The sequence below is a fragment of the Streptomyces sp. NPDC006463 genome (assembly GCF_042870715.1).
Taxonomy (GTDB): domain Bacteria; phylum Actinomycetota; class Actinomycetes; order Streptomycetales; family Streptomycetaceae; genus Streptomyces.
In genome coordinates this window covers 240,203-266,128 of sequence record NZ_JBIAHP010000007.1, presented here as the reverse complement: position 1 = coordinate 266,128, position 25,926 = coordinate 240,203, and the positions used below count along the sequence as shown (strand labels likewise).

The following is a 25,926-nucleotide window of genomic DNA, read 5'->3' as shown; positions in this document are numbered from 1 at the left end:
GCCGTGAAGCCGGCCGCCGCCGATTCGGTTCCGGCCGGTTCGAAGGAGACTCCGGCCGACCGGTCGGGCGATTCCGGTTCGGCGGAGCCGAAGGCTGCTCCGGCTGAGGAGTCGGCCGACAGCGAGCGCACTGCTGTCTTCCGGGCCGTGAAGCCGGCCGCCGCCGATTCGGTTCCGGCCGGTTCGAAGGAGACTCCGGCCGACCGGTCGGGCGATTCCGGTTCGGCGGAGCCGAAGGCCGCTCCCGCCGACGGGTCGGCCGACAGCGAGCGCACCGCCGTCTTCCGGGCCGTGAAGCCGAAGGCTGATTCCGCTTCGGCCTCCGATTCCGATTCCGCTTCCGGGGGCGAGTCCGTCAAGGAGCCCGCTCCGCGTGAGCGGACCGGGGTGTTCCGGATTCCGAAGGTGGATTCCGACGCAGAGTCCGCGGACAGCGAGCGCACCGCCGTGTTCCGTGCGGTGAAGCCGAAGCCGGCCGCTGATTCCGCTCCGGGTCCGGCCGAGCCGAAGGCTGCCCCCGCCGAGGAGTCGGCCGACAGCGAGCGCACCGCCGTCTTCCGGGCCGTGAAGCCCGCCGCTGCCGACTCCGCCGCGGCGGCGCCGAAGGCCAGCACCTTCGTGCCGCTGCGGACCGACGAGCCCGGTCAGCAGCCGAAGCCGAAGCCCGTCGAGGCCCCGGCTCCGAAGGCCCCGGCTCCGAAGGCTCCGGCCCCGAAGGCCCCCGCTCCGAAGGGCGCCGCTCCGAAGGCCCCTGCGCCCGCGTCCGCGTCCGCGCCCGCCCCGGCGCCCGCCCCCGCGATGGACCGCACGGAGCGGACCACACAGCAGCCCCTGCCCCCCAAGCCGCCGCTCGACATGCTGGCGGACCTCACGAACAACCCGCCCCCGCCGCCGAGCCCGCTCCGCACCGCGATCCGGCGGTTCAAGATCTACTTCCCGCTCGTCGTGCTCCTCGCGATCATCCTGGCCGTCGTCCAGCTGGTGCGCCCCCTGCCCCAGCCGAAGCTCGTGATGACCGCGAAGTCCTCGTACACGTTCGACGGCTCCAAGCCCGACCTGCCCTGGCCCAGCGAGGGCCAGGCCTACATGGCCGCCGCAGGCCTCGGCACGCTCGGCCAGTCCGGCGAGCAGAAGCCCGTGCCGATCGCGAGCGTCACCAAGTCGATGACGGCGTACATCATCCTGCGCGACCACCCCTTCAAGAAGGGTGAGCAGGGCCAGATGATCGACGTCGACAAGACGGCCGAGACCGAGGGCAAGAAGAACAACTCGACCGACAACGAGTCCACCCTCGACACGGTCAAGGAGGGCGACAAGATCTCGGAGCACGACGCGATCGCCGCCCTCATGATCCCGTCGGCCAACAACATCGCGCGGCTGCTCGCGCGCTGGGACTCCGGTTCCCAGGAGGCGTTCGTCAAGAAGATGAACGACACCGCCAAGGAACTCGGCATGACCAACACCACGTACACCGACCCCTCGGGTCTGGACGCGACGACGGTCAGCACCGCCGAGGACCAGGTGAAGCTGGGCCTGAAGCTCGTCGAGATGGACGCGCTGCTGGAGATCACCTCGAAGCCCAACTGGGTCGACCCGTCGGGCAAGAGCTGGCGGAACTGGAACGGCCTGGTCCCGTACAACGACTCGCTCGGCATCAAGACCGGTACGACGACCAAGGCCGGCGGAAACCTGCTCTTCGCCGCCCAGAAGAAGGTCGGCAAGACCAACCAGCTGATCGTCGGAGCCGTCCTCGGCCAGCACAAGCCGCCGATCATCGACAGCGTGCTCGCCGCGAGCAAGCAGCTGATGATCGCCACCCAGAAGGCCCTCGACGGCGCGCCCGTCGTGAAGAAGGGCGATGTCGTGGGCCACGTGGACGACGGCCTCGGGGGCCGGACCCCGGTCGTCGCCACCGCCGACGTCCAGGCGGTCGGCTGGGCCGGCCTCACCGTGGACGTGAAGCTCGCCGACGGAGGCAGCAAGATCCCGCAGACCGCCACGGCCGGTACCGAGATCGGCGTACTGACCGTCGGTGAGGGCGCGAGCCAGGTGAAGGTGCCCGTGGCCCTGCAGAGCGACCTCGTCGCGCCGGGCATCGGGAGCAAGCTGACGCGCGTCGGCTGACAGCAGGTGGGAGCGTGGATCCGGCGTCCCGGGCAACCCCGGGACGCCGGAGCACGTCTCACGTCCCGGGACCCGGGACGTGTCCGCGGGTGTGGACCCATCTGTTGATCCACGTGTTGGGGAGTGCGGCAGTGACCACCGCTGAGCAGCAGGGACGCCCGCGGGCAGCCGTTTCGTCGGCCGCCGGCGGCGAGGGCGACACCGCGCTGCCCGCTCCCGCCGCGCCCGGCGGCATACCCCGCCGGGTCCTCGACCGGGTCCGCCGCCACCCGGTCGCGGTGTCGACGCTGCTCGCCGGGGTGCTGCACGTCGTCTGGTTCTTCAGCTTCGCCAGCAGCGGCGGCGATCTCGCCGCGCAGGACGCCTGGGCGGAATTCGTCGGCCGCCACCCCGATTCGGCGTACAACCTCGCCTGGTACGGGGGCATGCACCCGGTCTCGTACAGCGTGGTCTCGCCGTACCTCATGCACATGCTCGGCGTCCGGACCACGATGATGATCGCGGGTACCGTCTCGGCCGGGCTGCTCGCCCTGGTCCTGACCCGCTGCCGCGGGGCCGTGCGCGAGCCCCTGTGGCCCGCCCTGGCCGGGGTGTACGGGCTGTTCTGCAACGCCCTCTCGGGCCGCGTCACCTTCGGCCTCGGCGTGATGTTCGCGCTCGGCGCGGTCGCCGCCGTCTTCTGCTGGCCCCGCAAATGGGCGGAGCGGCGCTGGGCCAAGGCGGCCGCCGCGGCTCCGCTGGCCGGGCTCGCGACCGCCGCCAGCCCGGTCGCCGGGCTCTTCCTCGGGGTGATCGCGGCCGCGCTGTTCCTGAGCGGGCGGCGCCCGGGTGCGTACGCGCTGGGGCTGGCCCCGGTGGCCGTGGTCGGGCTGTCGGCCTGGCTGTTCCCCTTCTCCGGGACGCAGCCGATGAAGCTGGGCTCGGCCGCGCCGCCGTTCGTGTTCGCCCTGGCGGTCCTCTTCCTCGTTCCGAAGCGCTGGAAGACGGTCCGGATCGCCTCGGCCGTCTACACCTTCGGGGTCTACCTGACCTGGCAGATCGACTCCCAGGTCGGCTCGAACGTGACCCGGCTGGTCATGCTGTTCGGCGGGGCCGTGCTGCTCGCGGCGCTCCCGTACCCGGTCCGGCGCTCGCGGCACTGGTACGGGGTGCTGCTGGCCTTCGCCGGGATGAACATCTGGATCACCACCAACAGCATCACGGACATCGTCCGCACCACCCCGGTGGCCGCCTGGAACCGTGAGCTGGCCCCGCTCGTCGACCAGCTGCAGAAGGCAGGCGCCGACCGGGGCCGGGTCGAGGTGGTCCCGGCCAGCAGTCACCGCGAGTCCTCGGCCTTCCCCTCGTACGTGAACCTCGCGCGCGGCTGGAACCGGCAGGCCGACCTGGAGCGGAACCCGCTCTTCTACGACGACACCCTCACCGCCGACAGCTACCGGGCCTGGCTGGCGCGCTGGGCCGTGCACTACGTGGTGCTGCCCGCCGACAAACCCGATTCGGGCGGCGAGGACGAGGCGAAGCTGGTGCGCGAGGGGCTCCCGTACCTCCATCAGGTGTGGGGCGACGCGAACTGGCAGCTGTTCAAGGTGCACGAGCCGACGGATCTGGTGTCCGGGCCGGCGACGGTGGTGCGGGCGGGCGCCGACCGGCTCGTCATCGACGTGAAGCAGCCCGGGCGGGTGCTGGTGCGCATCCCGCACTCGCCGTGGCTGGGGCTGGTCGACGCGGCGGGCAAGCCGGTGGCGCCGCCGGCGGAGACCTTCGCGTCGAAGGCGAAGGCCGCCGCTGTGAAGGAGTACGCGAACACGGCCGGATGCCTGTTCAAGGCCGCGCCGGACGAGTCCGGCGACGTGTGGACGGAGCTGCTCGCGCCTGCGCCGGGGGAGTACCGGGTGGCGGCGAAGTACCAGCTGCCGCGGGGCACGCCCTGCCCGGAGGAGATGGTCCACGGCGTGATGGGGCCGCCGGAGCGGCCCGCTCCGCCCCGGCCTTGATCCACGAGGCGATCCGGAAAACTTTGCGCCCGGTCCGGGTGCGTTGTCCCGTATATCTGCTTACGATCCCAGTAGTCCGATTGGGTGCTTCCCGAGGGAGTTGACGACGGGATGAGCAAAGAGCAGAAGCAGGACTTCCGAGCGGCTTTCCAAGCCCCGGAACCGGATCGGCCGCCGCGTCCGGCAGGCCACGGCTTCGACGGCCTGGTGCGGAGCAAGGTGAAGGGCGGGGCGCACACGAAGGCGGCCCTGAAGCGGTCCGGGACTCCGCAGGGTGACCGCATCGGTGAGCGCAGCAGAGGCCTGAGCTGACCTTTTCGTAACTACTCGGACAGCCCTTCCGGCTACCGCCGGGAGGGCTTCGTGCGTCCTGCGCGGCGCCCTTCACGGCATTGAGGGGGAGTATCCGGCACCGCATCCGCTCCCGTACGCGCGCTCCGGCGTGATCTGGCCTGATCTGGCGTGATCTCGACCGGAGGCCGCCTGATGCCCGCTCAGGCAGGCCGATTACCGTGGGCTGACCGGGGAGCCCGGCGACGGACAACTGAGGACGGACGGGTCTGCAGGATCATGAACGAGACCCAGCGCACGACCAGCCTCCGGCTGCCCGCCTGGACCTCCACCCTGACCTGGAAGGCCGCCCTCTTCATCACCTTCATGTGCTGCGGGCTCGCGGCCCTGCTCGGCGGCCTCGTGCACAACGCCATGACGCACCAGACCGTCGGCACGGCGCGCGAGAAGGCGCTCGCCAAGCTGGAGCGGACCGTCGCGGCGTACGAGGCGGGCACGCGCATGGCGCGGGGCGAGGGCATAGACCCGGTCGGCCTGCCCGCGGAACTGCGCCGGCTGGCGATCAGCGGCAAGCGCGGCACGGCCATCGGCGAACACCGCGGCCGGTCCGCCATGTGGGCGGCGGCCCCGGCCGACCACGACAGCGCCATAGCCGTCTCCGTCGACTTCACCGCCGCCGAGCGGACCATCGCCGAACTGGACCGGGCCATCCTCGGCTCCTCGGTGCTCGCCATCGGCGGCACCCTCCTCATCGGCGCGCTCGGCGTCACCCGGATCACCCGGCGGCTGCACCTGACCGCGCAGGTCGCCCGCCGGATCAGCGCGGGCGACCTGGACGCGCGGGTCGGCGACAGCCCGCGGAACAAGGACGAGGTGGCGGCCGTCTCCCGGGCCCTGGACACGATGGCCTCCTCGCTCCAGCGCAAGCTGGAAGCCGAACGGCGGTTCACGGCGGACGTCGCCCACGAGCTCCGCACCCCCCTGACCGGCCTGAACGCGGCCGCCGAGCTCCTGCCGCCGGGCCGCCCCGCCGAGCTCGTACGGGACCGCGTACGGGCCATGCGCGCGCTCACCGAGGACCTGCTGGAGATCTCCCGGCTGGACACGGGCACGGAGCGCGTGGACCTCGACTCGTACGACGTGGCCGACCTGGCGGCCCGTACGATCCGCGCCTCGGGCACGGACACGGCCCTGGAGGTGGTCTCGTCCCTCTGCGTGGAGACGGACCGGCGCCGCCTGGAGCGGATCCTGGGCAACCTCATCGCCAACGCCCACAAGCACGGCGCGGCCCCGGTCACGGTCAGGGTGGACGGCCGGACCCTGACCGTGACGGACGCGGGCCCCGGCTACCCGGAGTACCTCCTGACCGCCGGCCCGCAGCGGTTCCGTACGGAGGGTATGAACAAGGGCCACGGCCTGGGCCTGACCATCGCCGCGGGCCAGGCCCGCGCCCTCGGCGCCGCCCTGGCCTTCCGCAACCCCGCTCAGGGGGGCGCCGAGGCCCGCCTCACCCTCCCCACGCCGCCGGCCACCGAAGATGCGGAGTAACTCCCGCACCGGGCCCGCATGTTGCGGCACGACGACGAGGACCCCCGGCCGAAATCGGCTGGGGGTCCTCGGTCTGTGCCCTCGGCAGGATTCGAACCTGCGACACCGGCTTTAGGAGAGCCGTGCTCTATCCCCTGAGCTACGAAGGCGGGGATCTGTCGGAAAACGTGACTGAGAGTCTGCCGAGGTAGGCGGACTGCTCAGGCGTGTCTGGCGACAGGCGTGGTGGCAACCCGTGAGGGTGTAGCCACCGCGGTCAGTGTAGCGGGTGGTGCATGATCCGTAGGCGGAGATACGTGCGCTCCGGCTCGGGCCGCGAGGGCGTGGGCGATCTTGGGGCGGGCGACGCGACGGAGTCGCCGAGCCGGGCGTAGCGGGACCCTCCTGGAGTGCCTGTCGGATACACGGAATCGCGCGGCCGTATTTCGGGGATTCCCCGATGGAGGTGGGTGGCTCCCCCTGCGAGGATCAAAGGGCATGTGAGCGGGGCGGGAGATGCCGTGCCCTAGGGGGGATGCGTCAGTAGTGAAGGGTCAGGCGCCGTTGCCGGTGTCGTAGACGGGCTCCGTGTCTTCGGCGGTGCCGAAGCGCGGCGGGGCGGCCAGTGTGGCGTCCACCAGCCGGGCCAGGGCGTCGTCGTCGTACCCGCCGTCGTAGAAGACGCTGCGGAACATCATCGCTCCCGCCCACATCTCCAGTGCCAGCGAGATGTCGGTGTCCTCGGGGAGATCGCCACGGCTGATGGCCCGCTCCATGACCGTGCGCGAACGGGCTCGGCGCGGCTCGATCACCTCTTCCCGCAACTGCCGGCGCAGTTCGGGGTTCTGTGCCGTGTCGGCGACGAGCGCGGGAAGGATGGCCTGCACCTGCGGGGACCCGAAGAAGCTGGCGAGGGCTTCCTTCGCGACGCTCAACAGCTCGTCGCGGGTGTTCCCGGTCTCGACGGTGGGCACTTCCTTGAGCCTGCTCCGCACCGCGTCGAGGACCAGGGCCGCCTTGTTGGGCCATGACCGGTAGAGAGTGGCCTTGCCGACCTTGGCGCTGACGGCCACCTGCTCGATGGTCAGGCGGGCGTACCCGCGCTTCTCCAGCAGTTCGAGTGCGGAGGCGAGGATGCGTCGCCTCGCTTCGAGGTCCCGGCGGTGAGGGCCGCCTGCGTCCACGACGTTCTGCAAGGTTCGCTTCGTCCCCATTCGCCTCTCCTGCAACGCGTGTTCATTGACGGGTCGGATGTCTGACCGCCTCGCGGTAGAACGAGTCGGCTCGTATTCATTATGGGCCGCCGGGACGTCCCGGGAGCCCACACCGGCAGATCGGGAACCGGGTGCGACGCTGCGGCGTGCGCGGCGAGCCTCGCGGCCGGGCGGAGCGGGGCGCCTGGCGGGCGTGGCGGCTCTCGGTCGTGCGGTGACGGTCAGAGCTCCGGGAGAAGTGCGTCCCGGGCCCCGGTGGCGAGGGGGGCGATCTGGGGGTTCCGTCCAGGGCGCCGCGGGGCGGCGATGGGGGCGATGGACGGCGTCCGGCGGTCGTGTGGGCGTGGTCTCCAGGGGCTGGTCAGAACGGCTCGTATCGTTTTACAGTAGGAACGGCACCAGGGCACTGTCAAGACTCCGGGCCGTCGCGGCGCTGCTCATGCCCGGAAAGAACCGCCGAACCAACCCGTGGGCTGCCGCCCGTCGGCCGGTGCGCGTCCGCACGGCGTCGCGGCGACGACCGCGACCCGGCCGCACGTTACGGATGTGCGCCTTTCCCGGCGTCGGCGTCGGCGCCGTGGCCGTGGCCGGTCCAGCTCGGTCCCACCTCCACGAAAGGGCACTTCGGCATGGCCTCCACCGTAGATTCCGGCACGACGAACCTGGTCTCGTACAGCCCCGTCGACTCCCGTGCAGTGGCCGCGTTCGCCGTGGACGACGAGGAGACCGTGAGGGAGAAGGTCGCCCGGGCCAGGGAAGCGGGCTCCTGGTGGCGGAGCCTCGGACACGACGGCCGGCGCGCCCACTTGCTGGAGTGGCGCCGGGTGATGGCCCGCCGGCTGGAGGAGGTCCTCGACCTCCTCCAGCGGGAGAACGGCAAGGTACGGGCCGACGCCGTGGTCGAGATGACCGCGGCCCTGGCGCACGTGGACTGGTCCGCCCGCAACGCGCGGAGCGTGCTGGCGCGGCGACGCGTTCCGTCGGGTCTGCTGATGCTCAACCACCTCGCGACCCTGGAATACCGGCCCTACGGTGTCATCGGTGTGATCGGGCCGTGGAACTACCCCGTGCACACACCTGTCGGGTCCATCGCCTACGCCTTGGCGGCGGGCAACACGGTGGTCTTCAAGCCCAGCGAATACACCCCGGCCATCGGGCGGTGGCTGGTGGACACGTTCGAGGAGGCGGTGCCGGGACGGTCCGTCCTTCAGCTCAGCACGGGACACGGCGCCACCGGCGCGGCCCTGTGCACCTCGGGCGTGGACAAGATCGCGTTCACCGGCTCCCCGTCCACCGGCGCCCGCGTGCTGGCGGCCTGCGCCCCCTCGCTGACGCCGGTCCTCCTTGAGCTCGGCGGAAAGGACGCCATGGTGGTGGCCGCGGACGCTGATGTTCCGGCTGCTGTCGAGGCCGCCCTCTGGGGTGGGTGCAGCAATGCCGGCCAGTCCTGCGCCGGGATCGAGCGGGTCTACGTGGCAGACCCCGTGTACGACGAGTTCCTCGACCTGCTGGCCCGGCGCGCCGAGGAGGTGCGGGCACGGGCCGACTTCGGCCCCATCACCATGCCCGCTCAGCTCGACGTGATCCGCCGGCACATCCAGGACGCCCTGGCCCGCGGCGGACGTGCCGTGGTGGGGGGACCGGAATCGGTTCAGCCGCCCTACGTGGCCGGCCCGGTGATCCTCGCCGACGTCCCCGAGGACTCGGCGGCGGTGCGGGAGGAGACGTTCGGCCCGGTGCTGGTGGTCAACCGGGTCGCGGACGCGGCCGAGGGGGTCGATCGGGCCAACGACTCCGACTACGGGCTCGGTGCCGCGGTGTTCGCGCGCCGGGGAGCCGGCGAGCTCGCGGGCCGGATGCGCGCCGGCATGGTCAGCATCAACGACGTGCTCTCCTTCCCCGCCGTGCCCGCCCTGCCGTTCGGCGGGCGGGGCCGGTCCGGCTTCGGGCGCATTCACGGAGCGGACGGGCTCCGGGAGTTCACGGTGCCCACGGCCCGCACCCGCAAGTTGTTCGACGTTCCGCTGGCCGTCTCCACCTACGCGCGGGGCCCACGGGACATGGCCCGGCTGGAGCGGCTGATCGGCTGGCTGCACTCCCGGTGAGCGCGCCACGGCGCACGGCTCAGACGCATCCGACGGCCGTGCGGGAGGTGACGAGCCCCATGTAGTCGCGGTAGTCCAGGCCGGTGAGCTCGTGCCAGCGCTCCAGCCGGTAGGTGAGCGTGTTGGCGTGCAGGTGCAGGGCGCGAGCCGCCGCGGCGACCGAGAAGCCGTGGTCGGCGAAGGCACGCACCGCGTCGGCCAGATGGGGATGCGCCCGTGCCGCGGCGAGGGCGTCCTGGAGCAACGGTTGCGTGGTAGCCGCTGAATCCGCCGCCAGCGCGAACAGCCACAGGCTGGCGTACCGGTGCACACCGGGCCGGTGCCGGGTGACCCGCAGGACGCTGCGTGCGTCGCCCAGGCTGTGGCGGGCCCCCGACACGCCGTCCCTGCGCAGGCCTACGCCCACGACGGCGGCTCCGGCTTCGGACAGGGCGGCTTCGACCGCCGACGCGTCCGTCCGCTGGCCGACCACGACCAGGTGGCCGTCGGTACGGACGACCGCGCAACGGCCGGGCTGTTGGCTCAGGTGCGTGTGCAGCAGCCGGCCCGCGGAGCCGTCCTCCGGGTGGGGGGCGACCCACGCCTGGAAGCTGCCCTCGGGGTCCATGCCGAGGCGCTGGACCACCAGCCGCACGTCGGCGTCGGAAGCGTCGCTGTCGTCCAGGGCGTTGAGCAGTTGCTGCCCCACCACACTGACGTCCAGCCAGGTGCCGACGAGGGCCTCGTGATGGCCGGAGCTCACGGCGGTGGTGATGTTCTGCAGCCAGTGCATGGAACGCTCCATCGCGCCGATGAGCGTGGTGAGGATGTCGCCCTGAGCGGTGCTCCAGGGGAACTCGACCCACACCGCGCGCAGCACGACGTAGAAGCTGAGGGTCAGTTCGTCGGGCGGGATGCCTTCCACGGCCTTGCGGGCCCCGTAGGCCCGTGCGAGTTCGGCCTCCGCCGGTGTGGTGGCCGTACGGGACTCCGCGAGGGCGTTGATCCCGACGTGCAGGAACTGCCGCACCGTGGACGCGAGGTCGGCTCCGTCCTGCCCGCACTCCCTGAAGCTGGGGACCTGTTCCAGGACCGCCCTGGTGGAGGCGTCGGACAGCTGGTCGAAACGGTCCCGGAGGATTCCGGCGAGATGCGCCACGGGCGTCCGCTGCCGGTCCGGCTCCCCGTTCGCCGGCTCCCTCTCGTGGGCGCGCCTCTCGGATGTGGGTGTTTCCATGTCCGTCCCGTTGATGGAGCGTCAGTGCTGCTGTACAGGGACGACCATAGTGTTGCAGTCGGGATCGCAGACGGGCCGGGGCGCCCGGAAGTATGTCAGGTGATCACGAACACGCCTTGAGGGGCCGGGGCGGAGGTTCGGTGCTGCCGGGCTCCTCCGTCGACCGGGCTGCTCAGGCGGCGCGGACCGGCACGGCGGGGCCGAGTGAACCGAGCAGCCGGTCCGCGCCGTGCTCCAAGGCGGTCGGGCCCGTCCCCCCTTCCTTGAGGTTCAGGGCGGTGACGTAGCAACCGGGAACGACGTGGCGGGCTCCCATGGAGTTGAGCACGGGCTGCAGCGCGTAGTCCAGCGCCAGACCGTGCAGAGGGGAGGAGCCGGTCGCCACGGGCAGGACGGACTTGCCGCTCAGCGCGTCCCGGGGCATGACGTCGAGGAAGACCTTCAGGAGTCCGGAGAAGGAGGCCTTGTAGACGGGAGTGCCGATCACGACGCCTTCGGCGGCGGCCAGCTCGGCCGCGGCCCTGCGGATGGCCGGCTCGGCGGCGTCGGCTTCCATCAGTGGTCCCGCGGGCAGGTCGCGGACCGACAGCCAGGTCACGCGGTGTCCGTGCCGTACCAACCGCGGTACGACGAACTGCTCCAGCGCTGCCCGGGTGCCGGAGCGAGCGGCCGGGCTCGCACAGACGGTGAGAATGGTGGCCATCCGCAGTGTCCTTTCGTCAGGTGGCGACGCCGGCCAGGAGGCTGTCCGGCGTGACGGCGTGGTTGCCCGGCGGGGTGGTCGCGATGTTGCCCAACAGCCAGGGCACCTCGTCGTCCTCCCAGGGGAAGAAATGGTCGCCCGGCATGATCTGCAGGCCCAGCCAGCGTCGTGTGTGCCGCTGCCAGTGCGCCATCAGATGGGGTGGGCAGGAGATGTCGTGGCGTCCGGCCAGGGCGAGCACCGGAACGTCGAGCGGGGCGGCCGGGGCGGGTGCGCCGGCCAGGATCCTGAGGTCGGCGCGGGCCGCGCGCAGCTGTGCGGCCTGCAGCTCGGCCCCGTCCGTACCGGGCGACGCGCAGACCTCCAGGGGCGGCTGGCCGAGGCGCGCGAGGTGGGCCTGCAGCAGGTCCTTGCGCTCGGCGAGGACGCCGTTGGCCTTGCGGTCCAGCCGGTCGGCGGGGCACAGGGCGGACACCACGAGGGCGGAGGGCGGCGTACCCCTCGCGGACAGACTCCTGGCCACCTCATAGGCCAGGAGGGCACCCGTGCCGTGTCCGAAGAGCACCAGGGGCGACGCTGCGGCGAGGGGGGCCACCTCCAGGCTGATCCTGCGGACGATCCTCTCCGGGCGCTCCTCGGGCGGGGTCGCCGCCCGGGTTCCGTGGCCGGGGAGCTCGACGCCGAACAGCTGCACGTACGGAGGGAGGGTCGCCGCCCAGAACCGGTAGGCGGCAGCCATGCCTCCGGCATAGGGAAGGCACACGATCCGCGCCCGGGCACGGGTGGTTGAGTTCAGGATGCGGAGCCAGGGGGTCACAGGTCCTCCACGGGCCAGGGTGAAAGGGCGCCGCCGGGGCGGGCGGGGTCAGGGGGAGGGGAGGGCCGGAGCAGGTGGAGGGGCCGTGAGCCGGCCCAGTTCACGGTGGCCGCGGACGAGTACCCGGCTGAAGGTGTCGGGGTCCGTGAGGCACAGCACGTGGGGGCCGGGGACGTGCGCCAGCCGAACCGGGGTTCCGGCGCTGCGCACGGCGTTCACGAAATCCCGTTCACCGGAGCGGAAGAGCCGGTCCCGACGGCCGTTGACGAAGACGACCGGAGTGGTGAGGCTCCCGGCCATGGCCAGGAAGTCCCTGCCGGCGAGGTCGGCGACCACTTGGCCGAAGCCGCGCATGGCGAGTCCGCCGCGCAGTACCGCGGCACACACCTCGGACGGCAACGCCATCCGGAACAGCCACCTGTTGAGACGGTCCGCGCCTGACTCCCCCACGGCGCTCAGGACCCGGTCCGCGGTCGCGTACACGCGGCGGACTCCTCCGGTGGTCCGTGCGGTGGCGCCATTGACGAGCAGGCCGGCCGCCCGGCCGGGGCGGGTCGCGCCGTAGGCGAGGGTGGCGTAGCCCCCGAGTGACGAACCGGCGACCCACGGGGTCAGTCCGGTGGCGTCGCGAGCCTCGGCGACCGCCGCGTCGATCTGCTCGACGGCCCCCTCCAGAGTGAAGGGCTCCGTGCGCAGCGCTCCGTGCCCCGGCAGGTCGCACGCGGTGATCCTGAAGTCGGGTGCGAGCCGGGTGGCGTACGGGGCCCACATCCAGGCCGACAGCCGGATGCCGTGGACGAGCACCAAGGGCGTGCCGTCCCGCGGGCCCGCTGTGTAGAGGCCCGGGCGTCCGGCCGGCCGCCAGTGGGTGTTCACGCCGTATCGTCGGACGCCGGGCGCGGCAGGCCCGATGGATGGGCCCGGCTACGGGCATTCTGCAACATGCACTCCCCCTGAATTTGCTGCAACGGATTCCATGACCCGGAATCGGGTGGATCTCCACCGGGAAGTCGTCGACGACCCGGTCCGGTGCCGATGTGTGTGCGTCCCCTACCGGAAAGGTGAGGCGGGGCAACAGGGCGGAGAGTCCGCCAAAAGCGGTGATGCCCACAGGCCTAGACCGTTCTGAATTGTCGGCCGATGCCTTCCCTCCGGGGAACGTACCCGTCGGTAACGGTGAACGCAAACCTTATTCAGAGGGGTTGCCGCAGCGGCTGTCCGGAGCTGCTCCGGGTGGGCGATCGGCGCTTGACGGTGCGTGCCGGAGGATCTAGATTGGAACGAGTCGGATCGTTCTGAGTTGAGGCGCCAGCGACTGCATGCACTCGTCCGCAGCGCACTCGGACCGGCCGTCACTGGCTCAATAAGCCCGCTCTGACCAGGTGTTTCTCTACTCCTGGGCGGGCCAGACGGCGCGTCTGCTCGGCGCCGTCCGCCATGTCATACGTACGGGGGATACATGAAGCTGGCATCGTTCGCGCAACCTGCTCGCAGCCGGATCACGTCGGCGGCGCCCGCCGTGGTGTGCGTTTTCCATATTCCGTGACCGAAGCGTTCGGCTGTCACGTGGACTGCCGTGACACTGGTTCTGCCGACGCTCCTCACACGGGCTCATGTCATGAAATCCCAACCTCTTGGGAAATCGTTCTGAAGGTTTTCGGTTAGCTTCATGCCCGAAGGCCTGATCCAGGCTTTTCTTCGTCGGATACCACACGTTCGCGAGACGTCTGATCGACGCGGCGTCCGGACTCCTACTGACGTGAAGTTGGTATATACACATGGAAATTCACGCTTCCGTTGCGGCGGCAACGCCCGCAGAGCTCAAGCTTTACACGCACGCCCAGCTCTATCCCGGTGATCCCGCCTTCAACCTGGCGGCGGCGTTCAGGATCACCGGTGAGGTGGACCTGCCGCGACTGCGGCGTGTGCTCGCCCGGCTGGGCGCCGGTATCCGTGCGCTCAACACCACGTTCGAACGTCGTGACGGACGCGTCGTGGCCGTTCACCGCCCCTACCAGGGGAGCCCGGAGGACCTCGTGCCGGTCACGGTGCTCCCGGGCGACGGCCGGGGCACGGTGACCGACCTGCTCAGCCGCCAGGCCGACACGCCCCTCCCGCCGGACGCGCCCCGGCAGTTCGCGTTCCACCTGTACCAGGACGACCACGCGGCGTACCTGACGATGTTCTTCTCCCACCTCGTCGCCGACGGCTACAGCCACTTCCACCTGGTGGGCGAGATCGCCCGGCTCTACGAGGACCCCGACGCGGACCTCCCGGACTCCGTCCTCGACGCGCCGTCCCTGCTGGTACAGCCGCGCCCGGCGTCCGAGCAGGCCATCACCTTCTTCCGCGAGCAGCTCTCCGGGCTGAGTTCGCTGAGCGACGACCACCTGCGGGGCCACCGCGGCCCCGACGGTGCGATCTTCGGCGAGGAGCGCCACCTGCGGCTGGACGGCGAGCTCAGCGCGCTGGTCCGGCAGCGGGCCGAGGAACTGGGCTGCACGCCCTTCACCTTCTTCCTCGCCTCCTACCTCGTCACCTACGCCCGGTGCACCGGTGGCCGGAACCCCGTCGTGGGCATCCCCGTCTCCAACCGCCGCGGCCTGCGCCAGCGCTCGGCCTTCGGCTACTTCGTCAACACGCTCCCGCTCGTGGGCGACCTGACCGCCCACGACACCTTCGCCGACCTGTGCAGGTCGCTGGAGGTCGCCAAGACCGTGATGCTGCGCCACCAGGACTTCGACCTGGCGGCCGCAGCACGCGAGGTCTGCCCCGCCGCCGTCGACGGACCGCTGAGCACCGACCACACCTTCACGTACTACAAGCAGTCGTTGAAGGTCCCGCTCGGTGACTGCACGGTGGAGCAGCTCCCGCTCGGCCGCCGCGTCGTGAAGTACCCGATGTCGATGAACGTCGAGGACCACACGACGGACTTCGAGATCCACGCCGAGTGCTCCCACGAGCAGTGGGCCAGCGACCCGCTGTCCGTGATGCACCACATCGTTCGCCTGGTCGCCGAATCCCCCGAGCGGCGCATCACCGAATTGCCCGCCCTGGACGGCCCGGCCCGGCAGCGGCTGGAGGCACTGGTCAACCCCGATCACGCCGACCAGCCGGAACCCGCGCACCAGGTGTCCCTCGCCGACTGGTTCGAGTCCGTCGCGCTCGCACGTCCAGAGCGCATCGCCGTGGTCCACGAAGGTGCCACGATGAGCTACGGCGAGCTCAACGACCGCGCCGACCGCATCTCGGCGCACCTCGCGGCGCACGTCCCGGGCGACTACATCGGCATTGCGATGCGCCGCGGCCCGGAGCTCGTCGCAGCCATCCTCGGAGTCCTCAAGGCGGGCAAGGCGTACGTACCCCTGGACCCGAACTCCCCGGCCGCACGCATCCACCAGATCCTCGACAGCTTCCCCGACGGTCTCCCGGTGATCGAGGACGAGCACCGCTGGCCCGGCGCCGGACTGCTGCCCGCCGTGCCCACCGGGGGCGTGCCGGACGCCGAGCGGCCCCCCACGGTCGTGACGCACCCCGACGACTGCGCGTACGTGATCTTCACTTCCGGATCGACCGGCCGCCCCAAGGGCGTGCGCGTCACCCACCGGAACGTGATGCGGCTGATGAGCGCCACCGAGAAGGACTTCGGCTTCGGCGCCGACGACACCTGGAGCCTGTTCCACTCCTACGCGTTCGACTTCTCCGTCTGGGAGATCTTCGGCGCGCTGCTGTACGGCGGACGCCTGGCGATCGTCCCGGAGGTCACCGCGAAGTCACCCGAGGACTTCCGCGAGTTCCTGATCCGGGAGCAGGTCACCGTACTCAACCAGACCCCGTCCGCCTTCAACCAGCTGCTCAAGGTGATGCGTCCGCGGGACGCCGACGACCTGGCCGTCCGGCATGTGGTCTTCGGCGGCGAGGCCCTGCGCTACGCGGCGCTCCGCCCCTGGTACGACCTCATGGGGGAGCGGGCCCAGCTGGTCAACATGTACGGCATCACCGAGACCACCGTCCACGTCACCTACCATGCCGTCACTCCCGAGCAGGTCCACACGGAGACCGCCTCGCTGATCGGCCGGCCGCTGTCCCACCTCACCGTCACGGTGGTCGACCAGGACGGCCACGTCTGCCCGCCCGGCGTGCCCGGGGAGATCTGGGTCGGCGGGGCCGGTGTCACCCTCGGCTACCTGCGGCGGCCCGAATTGACCGGGCAGCGGTTCCCGACCGTGGACGGCCGTCGTGTGTACCGCAGCGGCGACCTCGGCCTGGTCCGGCCCGACGGTACGCTCCTGCACCTCGGCCGGATGGACAACCAGGTGCAACTGCGCGGATTCCGGATCGAGTTGGGCGAAGTCGAGTCAGCGTTCCTCGCCGTCACGGGGGTGCGGGAGTGTGCGGTCCGGCTGGATCGCCGCGACCCCGACCACCCGGCGCTGGTGGCCTTCGTCACCGGGCCGGAACTGCCCGCCGACGCCAAGATCAGGCAAGAGGTCCGCGGCCGGCTGCCGGCGTACATGGTGCCGTCCCGCGTGGTAAGGACCGACGCCCTCCCCCTCACCGTCAACGGCAAGGTCGACGACGCGGCTCTGCCCTGGCCGCAGCTCCGGGACGAGCCCACGGCCCCGCCGACGGGCGAAGCCGCCGAAACCACCGCTGAGGTGGTGCGTGCGGTGTGGAGCCGCATCCTGCGCACCACCGACTTCGGCCCTGACGACAACTTCTTCGACATCGGTGGCACCTCCATGCACGTCGTGGAGACCCACCAGCAGCTCCAGGAGGAACTCTCCCTCCCCGGGCTGGAAATGATCCAGCTCTTCACGCACACCACCGTGCGCCGGCTCGCGGCGCACATCGAGTCCATACGGGGGACCGCACATGCCTGACGGCCAGACGACCGGCGGCGCCATAGCGATCGTGGGCATGGCAGGGGAATTCCCCGGCGCCCGCGACACCACGGAACTGTGGCAGCGCTTGATGGACGGGGAGGAGTCCGTACGGAGCTTCGAAGACCACGAGCTGAGCGCCGCGGGGGTGCCGGCCGACCGGGCGAACGCCGACGGCTACGTGCGCCGCGGCGCCGACCTGGCGGACGCCGACCTCTTCGACGCCCGGTTCTTCGGAGTCACCCAGCGTGACGCCAAGCTGATGGACCCGCAGCACCGGGTCTTCCTGACCTGCGCCTGGCGGGCGATGGAGGACGCGGCGACCGCGCCCGGCCCGGACTACGGTCCGGTGGGCGTCTTCGCGGGCACCAGCCTGAGCTCCTACCTGCTCTCCAACGTGCTGCGCTCCGAGGAGTTCGCCGACGCGGCCCTCAGCTATCCGGTCCTGATGGGCAACGACAAGGACTTCCTCGCCACCCGCGTCTCGTACAAGCTCAACCTGAGCGGTCCCGCCCTCAGCGTCCAGACCGCGTGCTCCAGTTCGCTCACCGCGGTGCACCTGGCCTGCGCCGCACTCGAACGCGGGGAGATCAAGGCGGCCCTGGCGGGCGGAGTCAGCATCACCGTGCCCCAGACCAGCGGCTACCGCTACCAGCAGGGCGGCATCCTGTCCCCGGACGGCCACTGCCGCCCGTTCGACGCCGACGCGGCCGGCACGGTGAAGGGCAACGGCTGCGGAGTCGTCGTCCTCAAGCGGCTGGCCGATGCCCTCGCGGAGGGCGACCGCATCTACGCCGTCATCCGTGGCAGCGCCGTCAACAACGACGGCTCGGAGAAGATCGGCTTCACCGCCCCGGGCCCGGCCGGACAGCAGGCCGTGATCCGGGCCGCACTGGAGTCCTCCGGCCTGGACCCGGCGGGCATCGGTTACGTCGAGGCACACGGCACCGGCACCACCGTCGGCGACCCGCTGGAGCTGGTGTCGCTCGCCGCCGCCTACCGAGCGGCCGGCGGGCCCGCACCCGACTGCCGCATCGGCAGCATCAAGGCCAACCTCGGTCACCTCGACGCCGCGGCCGGTGTCACCGGTCTCATCAAGACGGCTCTGGCCCTGTACCACCAGACCGTGCCGCCGCAGATCAACTTCAACCGGCTGAGCCCCCACGCCGACGCGTCCCTGCCGTTCACGGTGCCGACCGAACCGGTGCGCTACCACGACGCACCGCTCGCCGCCGCCGCGGTCAGCTCCTTCGGGCTCGGCGGCACCAACGTGCACTGCGTACTGGAGACGGCGCCCACGCCCGCCGTGCCCGCCGCCGCCGAGGCGGTCCGGTACCCCGTCGTCCTGAGCGCCCGCGACGAGGACGCACTGCACGCGATGGCGACGGAACTCCTCCACCGCCTCGCCGACGACGCCACCGCCCCCACGGTCCGGGACCTTGCCTACACCCTCTTCGAGGGCCGCGCCCGGATGGCGGTCACCCACGTCTTCGACGCGGCCACCCTCGACGAGGTCAGGACCGGATTGCAGGCGCTGGCCTCGGGGACGGTCGCCGCGCAGGGCCGCCCGCCCGCCGCATGGGACGGTCCTGCGGGACGCAAGCTGTCCTTGCCCGGACACCCCCTGAACGAGGAACGTCACTGGATCGAGCCGGACCTCCGGCTGCCCGAGCCCGGCCAGGACCCCACCCCCGAGGTCCCGGTCGCCGGTCGCCCGGCCGCAGCTCCCCATCCCCAGGGAGCCGGCCGGGCCGACACGGACCTGATCCTGCGCCAGGTCCTGTCCGTCCTGGAACCCCGCCTCTCCATGAGCGACATCGCTCCCGACGACGACTTCTACGACCTCGGGGGCGACTCGATGCTCGCGGTCGAGGTCGTCACCTGTCTGTGCGAGGAGTTCGGCGTCGACCTGGGCTTCGACGAGTTCACCGAGCTGCGCACGGCGCGCAAGGTGGCCGAGCGGCTGTGCGACCTGCTCGCAGGCGAGGGTGCTGCGTCCGACGGCATCATCACCCTGCGGGAAGGTTCGGGCCGGGCCCTGCACATGGTCCACCCCGCGGGCGGGACCAACTTCGTCTACACGGGGCTCGTGGCCCATTCCGGGTCGCAGGTGCCCCTCGCGGCCCTCTCGTTCCCCGGCGCCGTGAGCAGCGCTCCGACCTCCCTGCGCGGGCTGGCCGCGCTCTACCTGGAGCGGATCAGGCACCGGCAGCCCGAGGGGCCCTACCGGCTGGGCGGCTATTCCTTCGGCGGCAACGTGGCCTTCGAGATGGCCCTCCAGCTCCAAGCGGCGGGGGAGCACGTCGAAGCCCTCGTGATGCTCGACAGCTACCCGCCCGAGACGTACGTCGGCCGCCATCTGAGCGACGAGGAGTTCGCCGACGCCTTCCCGCTGCTGCTGGACGCCGCCGGAGGCGACGGCCTGGACATCGGGGAGCTGCGCGAGAAGGGCTTCTACCAGATCTGGCAGCACAACTACGACCTGCTCAAAGGGCACTACCCGGACCGGCGGTTCCGTGGGGACGTGGTCCTGCTGCGCGCGGAAGAGGCCGACAGCACCGTCCGGTTGGACACCGCGCTGCGCATGAATCTGGTCGACAAGTCCATGTGGCAGTCCCATCTGACGGGGCGCCTGAAGGTCATGAAGGTGCTGGGCGACCACTTCTCGATGTTCGCCGACGGGGAGCCGATCAAGGTCCTCGCCGCCGCCTTCGACGAGGCCGTGGCCGACTTCGACGCCGACGACGCCCGCGGCGCCGGACAGGAGGCGAACTGATCATGCTGAGCTACGGTTCCTACATCGGAGGCAGGGAGACCTTCTCCGACGAGTGGACGTACACAGTGCGGGCATCGGCGATGCTGACCGACGTCATCGGCTCCATCCGGACCAAGAGGGATCTGGAACGGGGAAGGCTGCCCGTGGAGCAGGCACCCGACTCCGTGGTCGGACGCTGCTCGGTGGGCGACCGCCACGACGTCGAGGCGGCACTGAGCACGGCCGCGGGAGCGGTCCGCGCATGGGCCGCCCGGCCGCTCAAGGAGCGGATGCGGCTCGTGGAAGAGCTCCACCGCATCACGTGGGAGAAGCACGACGAGATCGTCGACATGCTGGTCGCCGAAGGCCATCCGTGGGCGCTGGCCCGCTGGGAGGTGTCCGGCATCATCGTCAACACGAGCCCGCGCACCAGGGAGTTCCTGGCCGCCCAGATGGAGCAGCACGTCACGCTGGGGGAGCGGCAGCTCACGGTGCGGCGCGTGGCCGACGGAGTGGTCTGCCTCAACCCTCCGCAGAACGCCACGCTGGCGAACGTGATGCTCGGCGCCTGGGCCCTGGTCGCAGGCAACTCCCTGGTCGTCCGCGCACCGCGCAGCGCACCGCTGGGCGTGCTGCACGCCGTGCACGAGCTGTTCGTTCCGGCCCTCGAGGCGGCCGGGGCGCCGACCGAAATCCTGTCCGTGGTCTGTTCGGACGCGCCGCAGACGCTGCGGCAATGGCTGGACAGTCCGCTCGTCGACGACATCATGTACTTCGGCGGCAGCGAAACGGGCGTGGCGTTCGGCGCCGAATGCGTGGCGCACGGCAAGAAGCCCGTGCTGGAGCTCGCGGGCAACGACATCTGCGTGGTGTGGCGCGACGCCGACCTCGACCTGGCCGCCACCGCCCTGGCGGAGGCGTTCTACGGATCCGGGCAGATCTGCATGGTGCCCAACGTCGCGGTGGTGCACCCGGACGTCGCCGACCAGCTGCTGGAGAAGCTGAGCGAGCGGGTCCGCGGGATCAAGCCGGGGCTGCCCGAGGAGACCGACGTGCTGCTGTCGCCGGTCCGGCGCACCGACGCGTTCCAGGACGTGCTGGACGAGGCCCTGGACCTGGGGGCCCGGCTGGTCCGGGGCGGGCGGCGACTCGACGTGGACGGTACGCCCAACCAGGTGAGCGGCCTCTTCCTGGAGCCCACGGTCGTCCGGGTGGACGGGCTGAAGGAATCGCGCGCCCTGCGTGTCGTGCGGGAGGAGACGTTCTTCCCGCTGCTTCCGGTGGTGGTGCCGCACAACACGCCCGACGAGGCGCTGATCGAGCAGCTCGTGGAGTTCACCGACACCAACCAGTACGGCCTGCGGAACTCGCTGTGGGCGAAGGACCCCGAGGTGATCCAGGCGTTCGTCGACGGTGTGCGGAGCGGGGGCCTGCTGAAGGTCAACGACTCCCACCTCGGGTTCCTGCCCGTGTTGCCCACCCACGGCGGCACCGGCCTCACCGGGGGACCCTGCGGCGAGGCGAACTATCCGGCGCTGCGCACCAGCCACCTCCAGGGCGTGAGCGTGGCCGCCGGCATCGATCCGGCCGGCGCCGTGTTCGCCGGCCCCGACGTACGGGAGGCGCTGTGATCCGCGCGATGGACATCGCACGGGAGGCGTGCGACAAGGCGCTGCCGGGCCTCGCCGCGCAGCTGGAGCACCGGTCGCTGGCCGACCTGGAATCACCGGGCAGTGACGGTCTGCAGCTGTTCCGGGCCACCGGTGGCCCGGGCCTGCTCGTGCCCGGCACCTACGGCGGTGGGAACGCGACCGCCCTGCAAGCGGTCCGGGTGACCCGCGCGCTGGGTGCGCTGTCGCCCTCGCTGGCCGTGGCCACGGCGATGCACAACTTCTCGGTCGCCTCCTTGGTGGCTCTCGTGGCCTCGGCCGATGCCGGGGGCCTGGAGTGGATGCTGATCGAGGGCATCGCACGGGACGGGCTGCTGGTCGCGTCCGGCTTCGCCGAGGGCCGGGCGGGAGCCGGGATCCTGGATTCGGCGGTCACCGCGGTTCCCGTGGACGGCGGCTACCTGGTCAACGGCTCCAAGAAGCCGTGCAGCCTGTCCCGTTCGATGAACCTGCTCACGGCGGGTGTGGCGCTGCCCGGCGCGGACGGCGGCAGCGAGCTGGGGGTGGCGCTGGTACCGGCGGAGTCCCCCGGCATCACCCGTCGGCCGTTCTGGGGCTCACCGTTCCTCGCGGGTGCCGAGAGCGACGAGGTCGTACTGGAGGACGTACACGTGCCGCCGGAGCTGATGCTCCGCCCCCAGGTGGAGCTCGGAACGGGACTGGACACCCTCCAGACGGTCGGCTTCGTCTGGTTCGAGCTGCTGGTGACGTCCGCGTACACCGGCGCCGTCGGCCGTCTGGCACAGGCCGCGCTCAGGTCGGGAAGGGGCAGTGTGACCGACCGGGCGTCCTTGGTCACGGGCATCGAGGCGGCCGCGGGGCTCGCGGAGAACGTGGCCCGCACGGTGGACGCCGGCGTGGTCGGCAATCCGGAGCTCGGGGCGGCACTCACCGCGCGCTACGCGGTCCAGGAACTGCTGGTCGACACCGCGGACCTGGCGGCCGAGCTGCTGGGCGGCCTGGCCTTCGCCACCGCTCCCGATACCGGCCACCTCCTCGCCGTGAGCCGGGCCCTGGCCTTCCACCCCCCGTCCAGGACCGCCAGCGCCCAGGCGCTGCTGGACCACCACACCGGCGCCCCGCTGAGGGTGCAGTGAACGGGACAGGAGGAAGCGTGCGCCGGGAGCCCGCGCCCACGGGGGGCAACATGATCGCCGGCCTGTACAAGGCGCACCTCAGCAGCGGCAGAGGACGGCTGGGGGAGATGTTCGGGGGACACGTGGAGTCCTCGTCGTCCGGTTCCCGTGTGGTCACCGAGGACGGCAGGTCCTTCCTCAACTGCGGCGGCTACGGGGTGTTCCTGGCCGGCGCCTGTCATCCGCGGGTGGTGGCCGCCGTCGAGCGGCAGATCCGGACCCACCCGCTGTCCACCCGGCTCCTGCTGGACCCGGCGGCGGCACGGGCCGCCGCCGCACTGACCCGGGTCACCCCCGAAGGCCTGGACCGGGTGCACTTCTGCGGTTCCGGTGCCGAGGCCGTGGAGGCCGCGCTGAAGCTGGCCCGCAGCCATGGACACCGGCGGATCGTCGCCACCGAGGGCGGTTTCCACGGCAAGACCCTCGGCGCCCTGTCCGCGACCGGCAAGGACCTGTACCGGGAGCCCTTCCAGCCGCTGCTGCCGGACACCACGCATGTGCCGTTCGGCGACGTCGGGGCGCTGGCGCGTGCGCTCGGCCCGGACGGCTCGGACGCCGTGGTCATCGTGGAACCCGTACAGGGTGAAGCGGGCGTGGTGGTGCCTCCGGTGGGCTACCTCAAGGCGATCGCGGCCGTGTGCGCCGAGACCGGGGCCTTCTTCGTCCTGGACGAGGTGATGACCGGTCTGGGCCGGCTCGGAAGCTGGTGGGGGGCGGACCGCGAGGGGGTGGTGCCGGACGTGCTGCTGGTGGGCAAGGCCCTCAGCGGCGGGGTGATCCCCGTCGCGGCGGCGGTCGCCACCGAACGCGCCTTCGCCCCCTTCGACCGTGATCCGTTCATCCACACCTCCACCTTCGCCGCCGCTCCGGTGGCCATGGCGGCCGCGGAGAGCGCCATCGCGGTCATCGAGGACGAGGGCTTGGTGGAGCGTGCCCGGCGGCTCGGCGAACTGCTGCTGCCGCAGATCGCCGGGGCCGTGGCGGAGTACTGCCCGCACCTGGTCCGGGAGGTCCGCGGGGCCGGGCTGCTCATCGGCATCGAATTCCACGACGCGGGCCTGGCCGGCGAGTTCCTGCTGGAGCTGCTGCACCGCGACGTGATCGTCAACCACTCGCTCAACGCCCACGCCGTGGTCCGGCTGACCCCGCCCGCCGTGCTCACCGACGCGGAGGCGCAGGAACTCGAACAAGCCGTGCGGGACTCCGCCCGCACGCTCGGGGAGCGGTTCCCCGTCCCGTCCCACGGCCTCTCCACCCCGACAGGAGGGCGCTGAGATGCGCTCGGTACGACTCGACTTCCATGCCCCCGGCATCGCCGCTCCCGAGGCATACGCCCGGATCCGTGACTTCGCGCGGTACCCCGAACTCGTGGACACCGTACGGAAGGTGATCGTCCACCCGTCCCTCGACGACGGCTCGGTCCGAAGCGACTGGGAAGTGGACTTCCGCAACGGTGTACTGGCCTGGACCGAGGAGGACGTGTTCGACGACTCCGCGCTGCGGATCTCCTTCCGCCAGCTCCACGGCGACTTCGAGACCTTCGACGGGGCGTGGACCGTCGAAGCGGCCGACGGCGGTACAGACGTCGCCTTCACCGCCGGTTTCGACTTCGGCCTCCCGACCCTCGCCAACATCGTGGATCCGGTGGCGGAGCGCGTGCTGCGGGAGACCATCGCGCACATACTCCGGGCCCTGCTCGGCGACGGGAGGGACGCCTGATGGACCCGGTGAACCGTTTCGAGACGCCCGTGACCTTCCGGCTGCTGCGGACCGAGTTCGTCGTCGGTCTGCTCCTCAGCGCCGGCCTGCTGATCGCCCACTGGGACGAGGTCCGGTGGCCGGTGGCCGTGGGCATGTTCGCGTACATCGACGTCATCGGTTACCTGCCCGGCGCGTTGGCACACCGCCGGGCCAAGGGCCGGCCGATACCGCGCGGCTACTACGTGCTCTACAACACCATGCACAGCTGGCTGACCGCCGGCGCCGTGGTGGCCCTCTGGGGCTGGCTGGTGGGCTGGGAGTGGGCGTTGCTGGCCGTGCCGGTCCATCTGTGCGGTGACAGGGGCCTGCTGGGCAATTTCTTCAAGCCGTTCGGCGTGGCCTTCGAGCCCAAGGCGCACCCGGCGTTCACCACATTCGAACAAGCCTATGCCGCGGCACCCGACGGGCCGGGTGCCGGACGGCCCGGCAGGGAGCAGGCGGCCTCCGCGACCGTCACCTCCCGCCGGGTGCCCGTGGGAGGCCACCGGTGATCCAGGCCGCCGCCGAGGAGGTCGCCCTCCTCGGCGCCCACGCCGACCACCCCAGCGGCGCACTGGCGCTGAACGCGGCCACCACGCGATGGACGGGCACCCGGGTTCCCGGCGTCACCGCCTACCGGCGGTGCGGACGGCACGTGGTCCAGTTCGGCGGGCCGTGGGCGGCGGAAGGAGACCGGGGCGCACTGCTCGACGAGTTCATCGAGCGCGTCGCGGGCGGCGTCCGGGGAACGGCCCGGCTGACGGCGGCGCAGGTCCGCGCCCGCGACGTGCCGCTGTACGAGTCCCGGGGGTTCACGGTCAACCAGATCGGCACCTCGTACAGCATCGACCTGTCGGCGTTCACCCTCCGGGGCAAGGCCCTGGCGAAGGTACGGCAGAACGTCTCCCGTGCCCGGCGGGAGGGCGTCACCGTCGTCGAGGTCGACTCCCGTGCGTCCGACCAGTCCGAACTGGACGCCGTGGACGCCGCGTGGCTGCGGGCCAAGGGACGGCACGTGAAGGAGCTGTCCTTCCTGATCGGAGAGAGGGGCGGACCCGGCGCCGCGATGCGGCGCACCTTCGTGGCCCGCCGGCAAGGGATGACGGTCGGCTACGTCACCTACTCCCCGGCTTGGGGCAGCCGCCCCGGATGGCTCTACGACCTGACGAGGCGGTCTCCGCAGGCCACTGTGGGCACGATCGAACTGGTGAACCTGACGGCGCTGGAGCTGTTTCGCGCCGAAGGGGCGGGCTGGCTGCACCTCGGGCTCACGCCGTTCGCCGGCCTGAGCGACCGCCACGAGCCGGCCTGCGCCTCCCGGGTCCTGACCCGGGCCCTGCGCCTCGTCGCCGAGCACGGCAAGGCGATCTATCCGGCGCGCACCCAGGAGGCGTTCAAGCTCAAGTGGGCTCCCCAGGTACTGGAGCCGGAGTACGCGGCGTTCCAGGGCGCCGTCCGGCCCGCAGCGGTGTGGAACCTGATGCGCCTGACCAACTCCATCTGACGGGACGCCCACGGCGTTCGCACGTGACCCCCGTACCGGGCTCGATCGAGCCCGGTACGGGGGTCACGTGCGTTCGTGCGCGATCCGGTGGCTCCACTGCCGTGGGAGCCGAGCCCCCGGACGTGACCGGACATGAGCGGGGGCGGGCGGGGGGGGGGGGGGGCCCGCCGCCCCCCCCCGCGGGGGCCCCCCCCCGGGGCGGGTGGGGGGGCCCGCCGGGGGTCCCCCGCCCCCGCCCCCCCCCCCC

At 71.5% G+C, this 25,926-nt stretch carries 19 protein-coding genes and 1 tRNA gene; 13 read left to right on the top strand and 7 right to left on the bottom strand.

What is annotated here, in order from left to right; genetic code table 11:
* A partial coding sequence (locus ACFYOB_RS15540; RefSeq protein WP_388560036.1) for a hypothetical protein occupies positions 1–359 on the bottom strand: 359 nt, incomplete at its 3' end.
* A gap of 46 nt (positions 360–405) precedes the next feature.
* On the opposite strand from ACFYOB_RS15540, the gene ACFYOB_RS15535 reads away from it, so the two are divergent.
* The 4 genes from ACFYOB_RS15535 (at position 406) to ACFYOB_RS15520 (ending at position 5,957) form a co-directional block, all read left to right on the top strand.
* Positions 406–2,124, top strand: a complete 1,719-nt coding sequence (locus ACFYOB_RS15535) for a D-alanyl-D-alanine carboxypeptidase family protein (RefSeq protein ID WP_388560035.1) — start codon at positions 406–408, stop codon at positions 2,122–2,124.
* Between the two features lie 131 nt (positions 2,125–2,255).
* Complete coding sequence (locus ACFYOB_RS15530) at positions 2,256–4,118, top strand: MFS transporter (RefSeq protein ID WP_388560033.1); 1,863 nt, start codon at positions 2,256–2,258, stop codon at positions 4,116–4,118.
* Between the two features lie 111 nt (positions 4,119–4,229).
* Complete coding sequence (locus ACFYOB_RS15525; RefSeq protein WP_388560031.1) at positions 4,230–4,430, top strand: hypothetical protein; 201 nt, start codon at positions 4,230–4,232, stop codon at positions 4,428–4,430.
* 258 nt (positions 4,431–4,688) lie between these two features.
* Positions 4,689–5,957: an ATP-binding protein gene (locus ACFYOB_RS15520; RefSeq protein WP_388560030.1), complete on the top strand. Its 1,269-nt coding sequence runs from the start codon at positions 4,689–4,691 to the stop codon at positions 5,955–5,957.
* A 76-nt stretch (positions 5,958–6,033) separates the two neighbouring features.
* Here ACFYOB_RS15520 and ACFYOB_RS15515 read toward each other — a convergent pair.
* Positions 6,034–6,106: transfer RNA gene (locus tag ACFYOB_RS15515), tRNA-Arg, on the bottom strand.
* Positions 6,107–6,490: 384 nt separating this feature from the next.
* Complete coding sequence (locus ACFYOB_RS15510) at positions 6,491–7,150, bottom strand: TetR/AcrR family transcriptional regulator (protein ID WP_388560028.1); 660 nt, start codon at positions 7,148–7,150, stop codon at positions 6,491–6,493.
* 629 nt (positions 7,151–7,779) lie between these two features.
* On the opposite strand from ACFYOB_RS15510, the gene ACFYOB_RS15505 reads away from it, so the two are divergent.
* The gene (locus ACFYOB_RS15505) at positions 7,780–9,255 is read left to right on the top strand and encodes an aldehyde dehydrogenase family protein (protein WP_388560026.1); all 1,476 of its coding nucleotides are present in this window, start codon (positions 7,780–7,782) and stop codon (positions 9,253–9,255) included.
* Between the two features lie 19 nt (positions 9,256–9,274).
* Here ACFYOB_RS15505 and ACFYOB_RS15500 read toward each other — a convergent pair whose 3' ends face one another.
* The 4 genes from ACFYOB_RS15500 to ACFYOB_RS15485 form a co-directional block, all read right to left on the bottom strand.
* A complete protein-coding gene (locus ACFYOB_RS15500; RefSeq protein ID WP_388560024.1) occupies positions 9,275–10,471 on the bottom strand; it encodes a helix-turn-helix domain-containing protein in 1,197 nt (398 codons plus the stop codon).
* A 172-nt stretch (positions 10,472–10,643) separates the two neighbouring features.
* On the bottom strand, positions 10,644–11,174 hold the full coding sequence (gene ssuE / locus ACFYOB_RS15495) for an NADPH-dependent FMN reductase (protein WP_388560023.1): 531 nt from the start codon (positions 11,172–11,174) through the stop codon (positions 10,644–10,646).
* A gap of 16 nt (positions 11,175–11,190) precedes the next feature.
* Positions 11,191–11,937, bottom strand: a complete 747-nt coding sequence (locus ACFYOB_RS15490) for a thioesterase II family protein (protein WP_388560245.1) — start codon at positions 11,935–11,937, stop codon at positions 11,191–11,193.
* A 102-nt stretch (positions 11,938–12,039) separates the two neighbouring features.
* Positions 12,040–12,867, bottom strand: a complete 828-nt coding sequence (locus ACFYOB_RS15485; RefSeq protein ID WP_388560021.1) for an alpha/beta fold hydrolase — start codon at positions 12,865–12,867, stop codon at positions 12,040–12,042.
* 902 nt (positions 12,868–13,769) lie between these two features.
* Between ACFYOB_RS15485 and ACFYOB_RS15480 the strand changes: the two genes are divergently transcribed.
* From ACFYOB_RS15480 to ACFYOB_RS15445, 8 genes are read left to right on the top strand one after another with little or no spacing between them, the layout of a single operon-like run.
* The gene (locus tag ACFYOB_RS15480; protein WP_388560019.1) at positions 13,770–16,874 is read left to right on the top strand and encodes an amino acid adenylation domain-containing protein; all 3,105 of its coding nucleotides are present in this window, start codon (positions 13,770–13,772) and stop codon (positions 16,872–16,874) included.
* Positions 16,867–19,650 (top strand): beta-ketoacyl synthase N-terminal-like domain-containing protein, encoded by a 2,784-nt coding sequence (locus ACFYOB_RS15475; protein ID WP_388560017.1) that lies wholly within the window; start codon positions 16,867–16,869, stop codon positions 19,648–19,650. The genes ACFYOB_RS15480 and ACFYOB_RS15475 overlap by 8 nt, the downstream gene beginning before the upstream one ends.
* Positions 19,651–19,652: 2 nt before the next feature.
* Positions 19,653–21,260 carry an aldehyde dehydrogenase family protein gene (locus ACFYOB_RS15470; RefSeq protein ID WP_388560015.1) on the top strand — a complete coding sequence of 536 codons (1,608 nt, stop codon included), beginning with the start codon at positions 19,653–19,655 and terminating at the stop codon, positions 21,258–21,260.
* A gap of 8 nt (positions 21,261–21,268) precedes the next feature.
* Positions 21,269–22,396 carry an acyl-CoA dehydrogenase gene (locus ACFYOB_RS15465; RefSeq protein ID WP_388560013.1) on the top strand — a complete coding sequence of 376 codons (1,128 nt, stop codon included), beginning with the start codon at positions 21,269–21,271 and terminating at the stop codon, positions 22,394–22,396.
* Positions 22,397–22,413: 17 nt separating this feature from the next.
* Entirely contained in the window at positions 22,414–23,709 is a 1,296-nt protein-coding gene (locus ACFYOB_RS15460; RefSeq protein WP_388560011.1) for an aspartate aminotransferase family protein, read from the top strand.
* A gap of 1 nt (position 23,710) precedes the next feature.
* Positions 23,711–24,154: a type II toxin-antitoxin system RatA family toxin gene (locus ACFYOB_RS15455; protein ID WP_388560009.1), complete on the top strand. Its 444-nt coding sequence runs from the start codon at positions 23,711–23,713 to the stop codon at positions 24,152–24,154.
* A complete protein-coding gene (locus tag ACFYOB_RS15450) occupies positions 24,154–24,687 on the top strand; it encodes a hypothetical protein (RefSeq protein ID WP_388560007.1) in 534 nt (177 codons plus the stop codon). The genes ACFYOB_RS15455 and ACFYOB_RS15450 overlap by 1 nt, the downstream gene beginning before the upstream one ends.
* Positions 24,684–25,679 carry a phosphatidylglycerol lysyltransferase domain-containing protein gene (locus tag ACFYOB_RS15445; protein ID WP_388560005.1) on the top strand — a complete coding sequence of 332 codons (996 nt, stop codon included), beginning with the start codon at positions 24,684–24,686 and terminating at the stop codon, positions 25,677–25,679. Before ACFYOB_RS15450 ends, ACFYOB_RS15445 begins: the two co-directional genes overlap by 4 nt.
* The last annotated feature ends 247 nt before the right edge of the window (positions 25,680–25,926 follow it).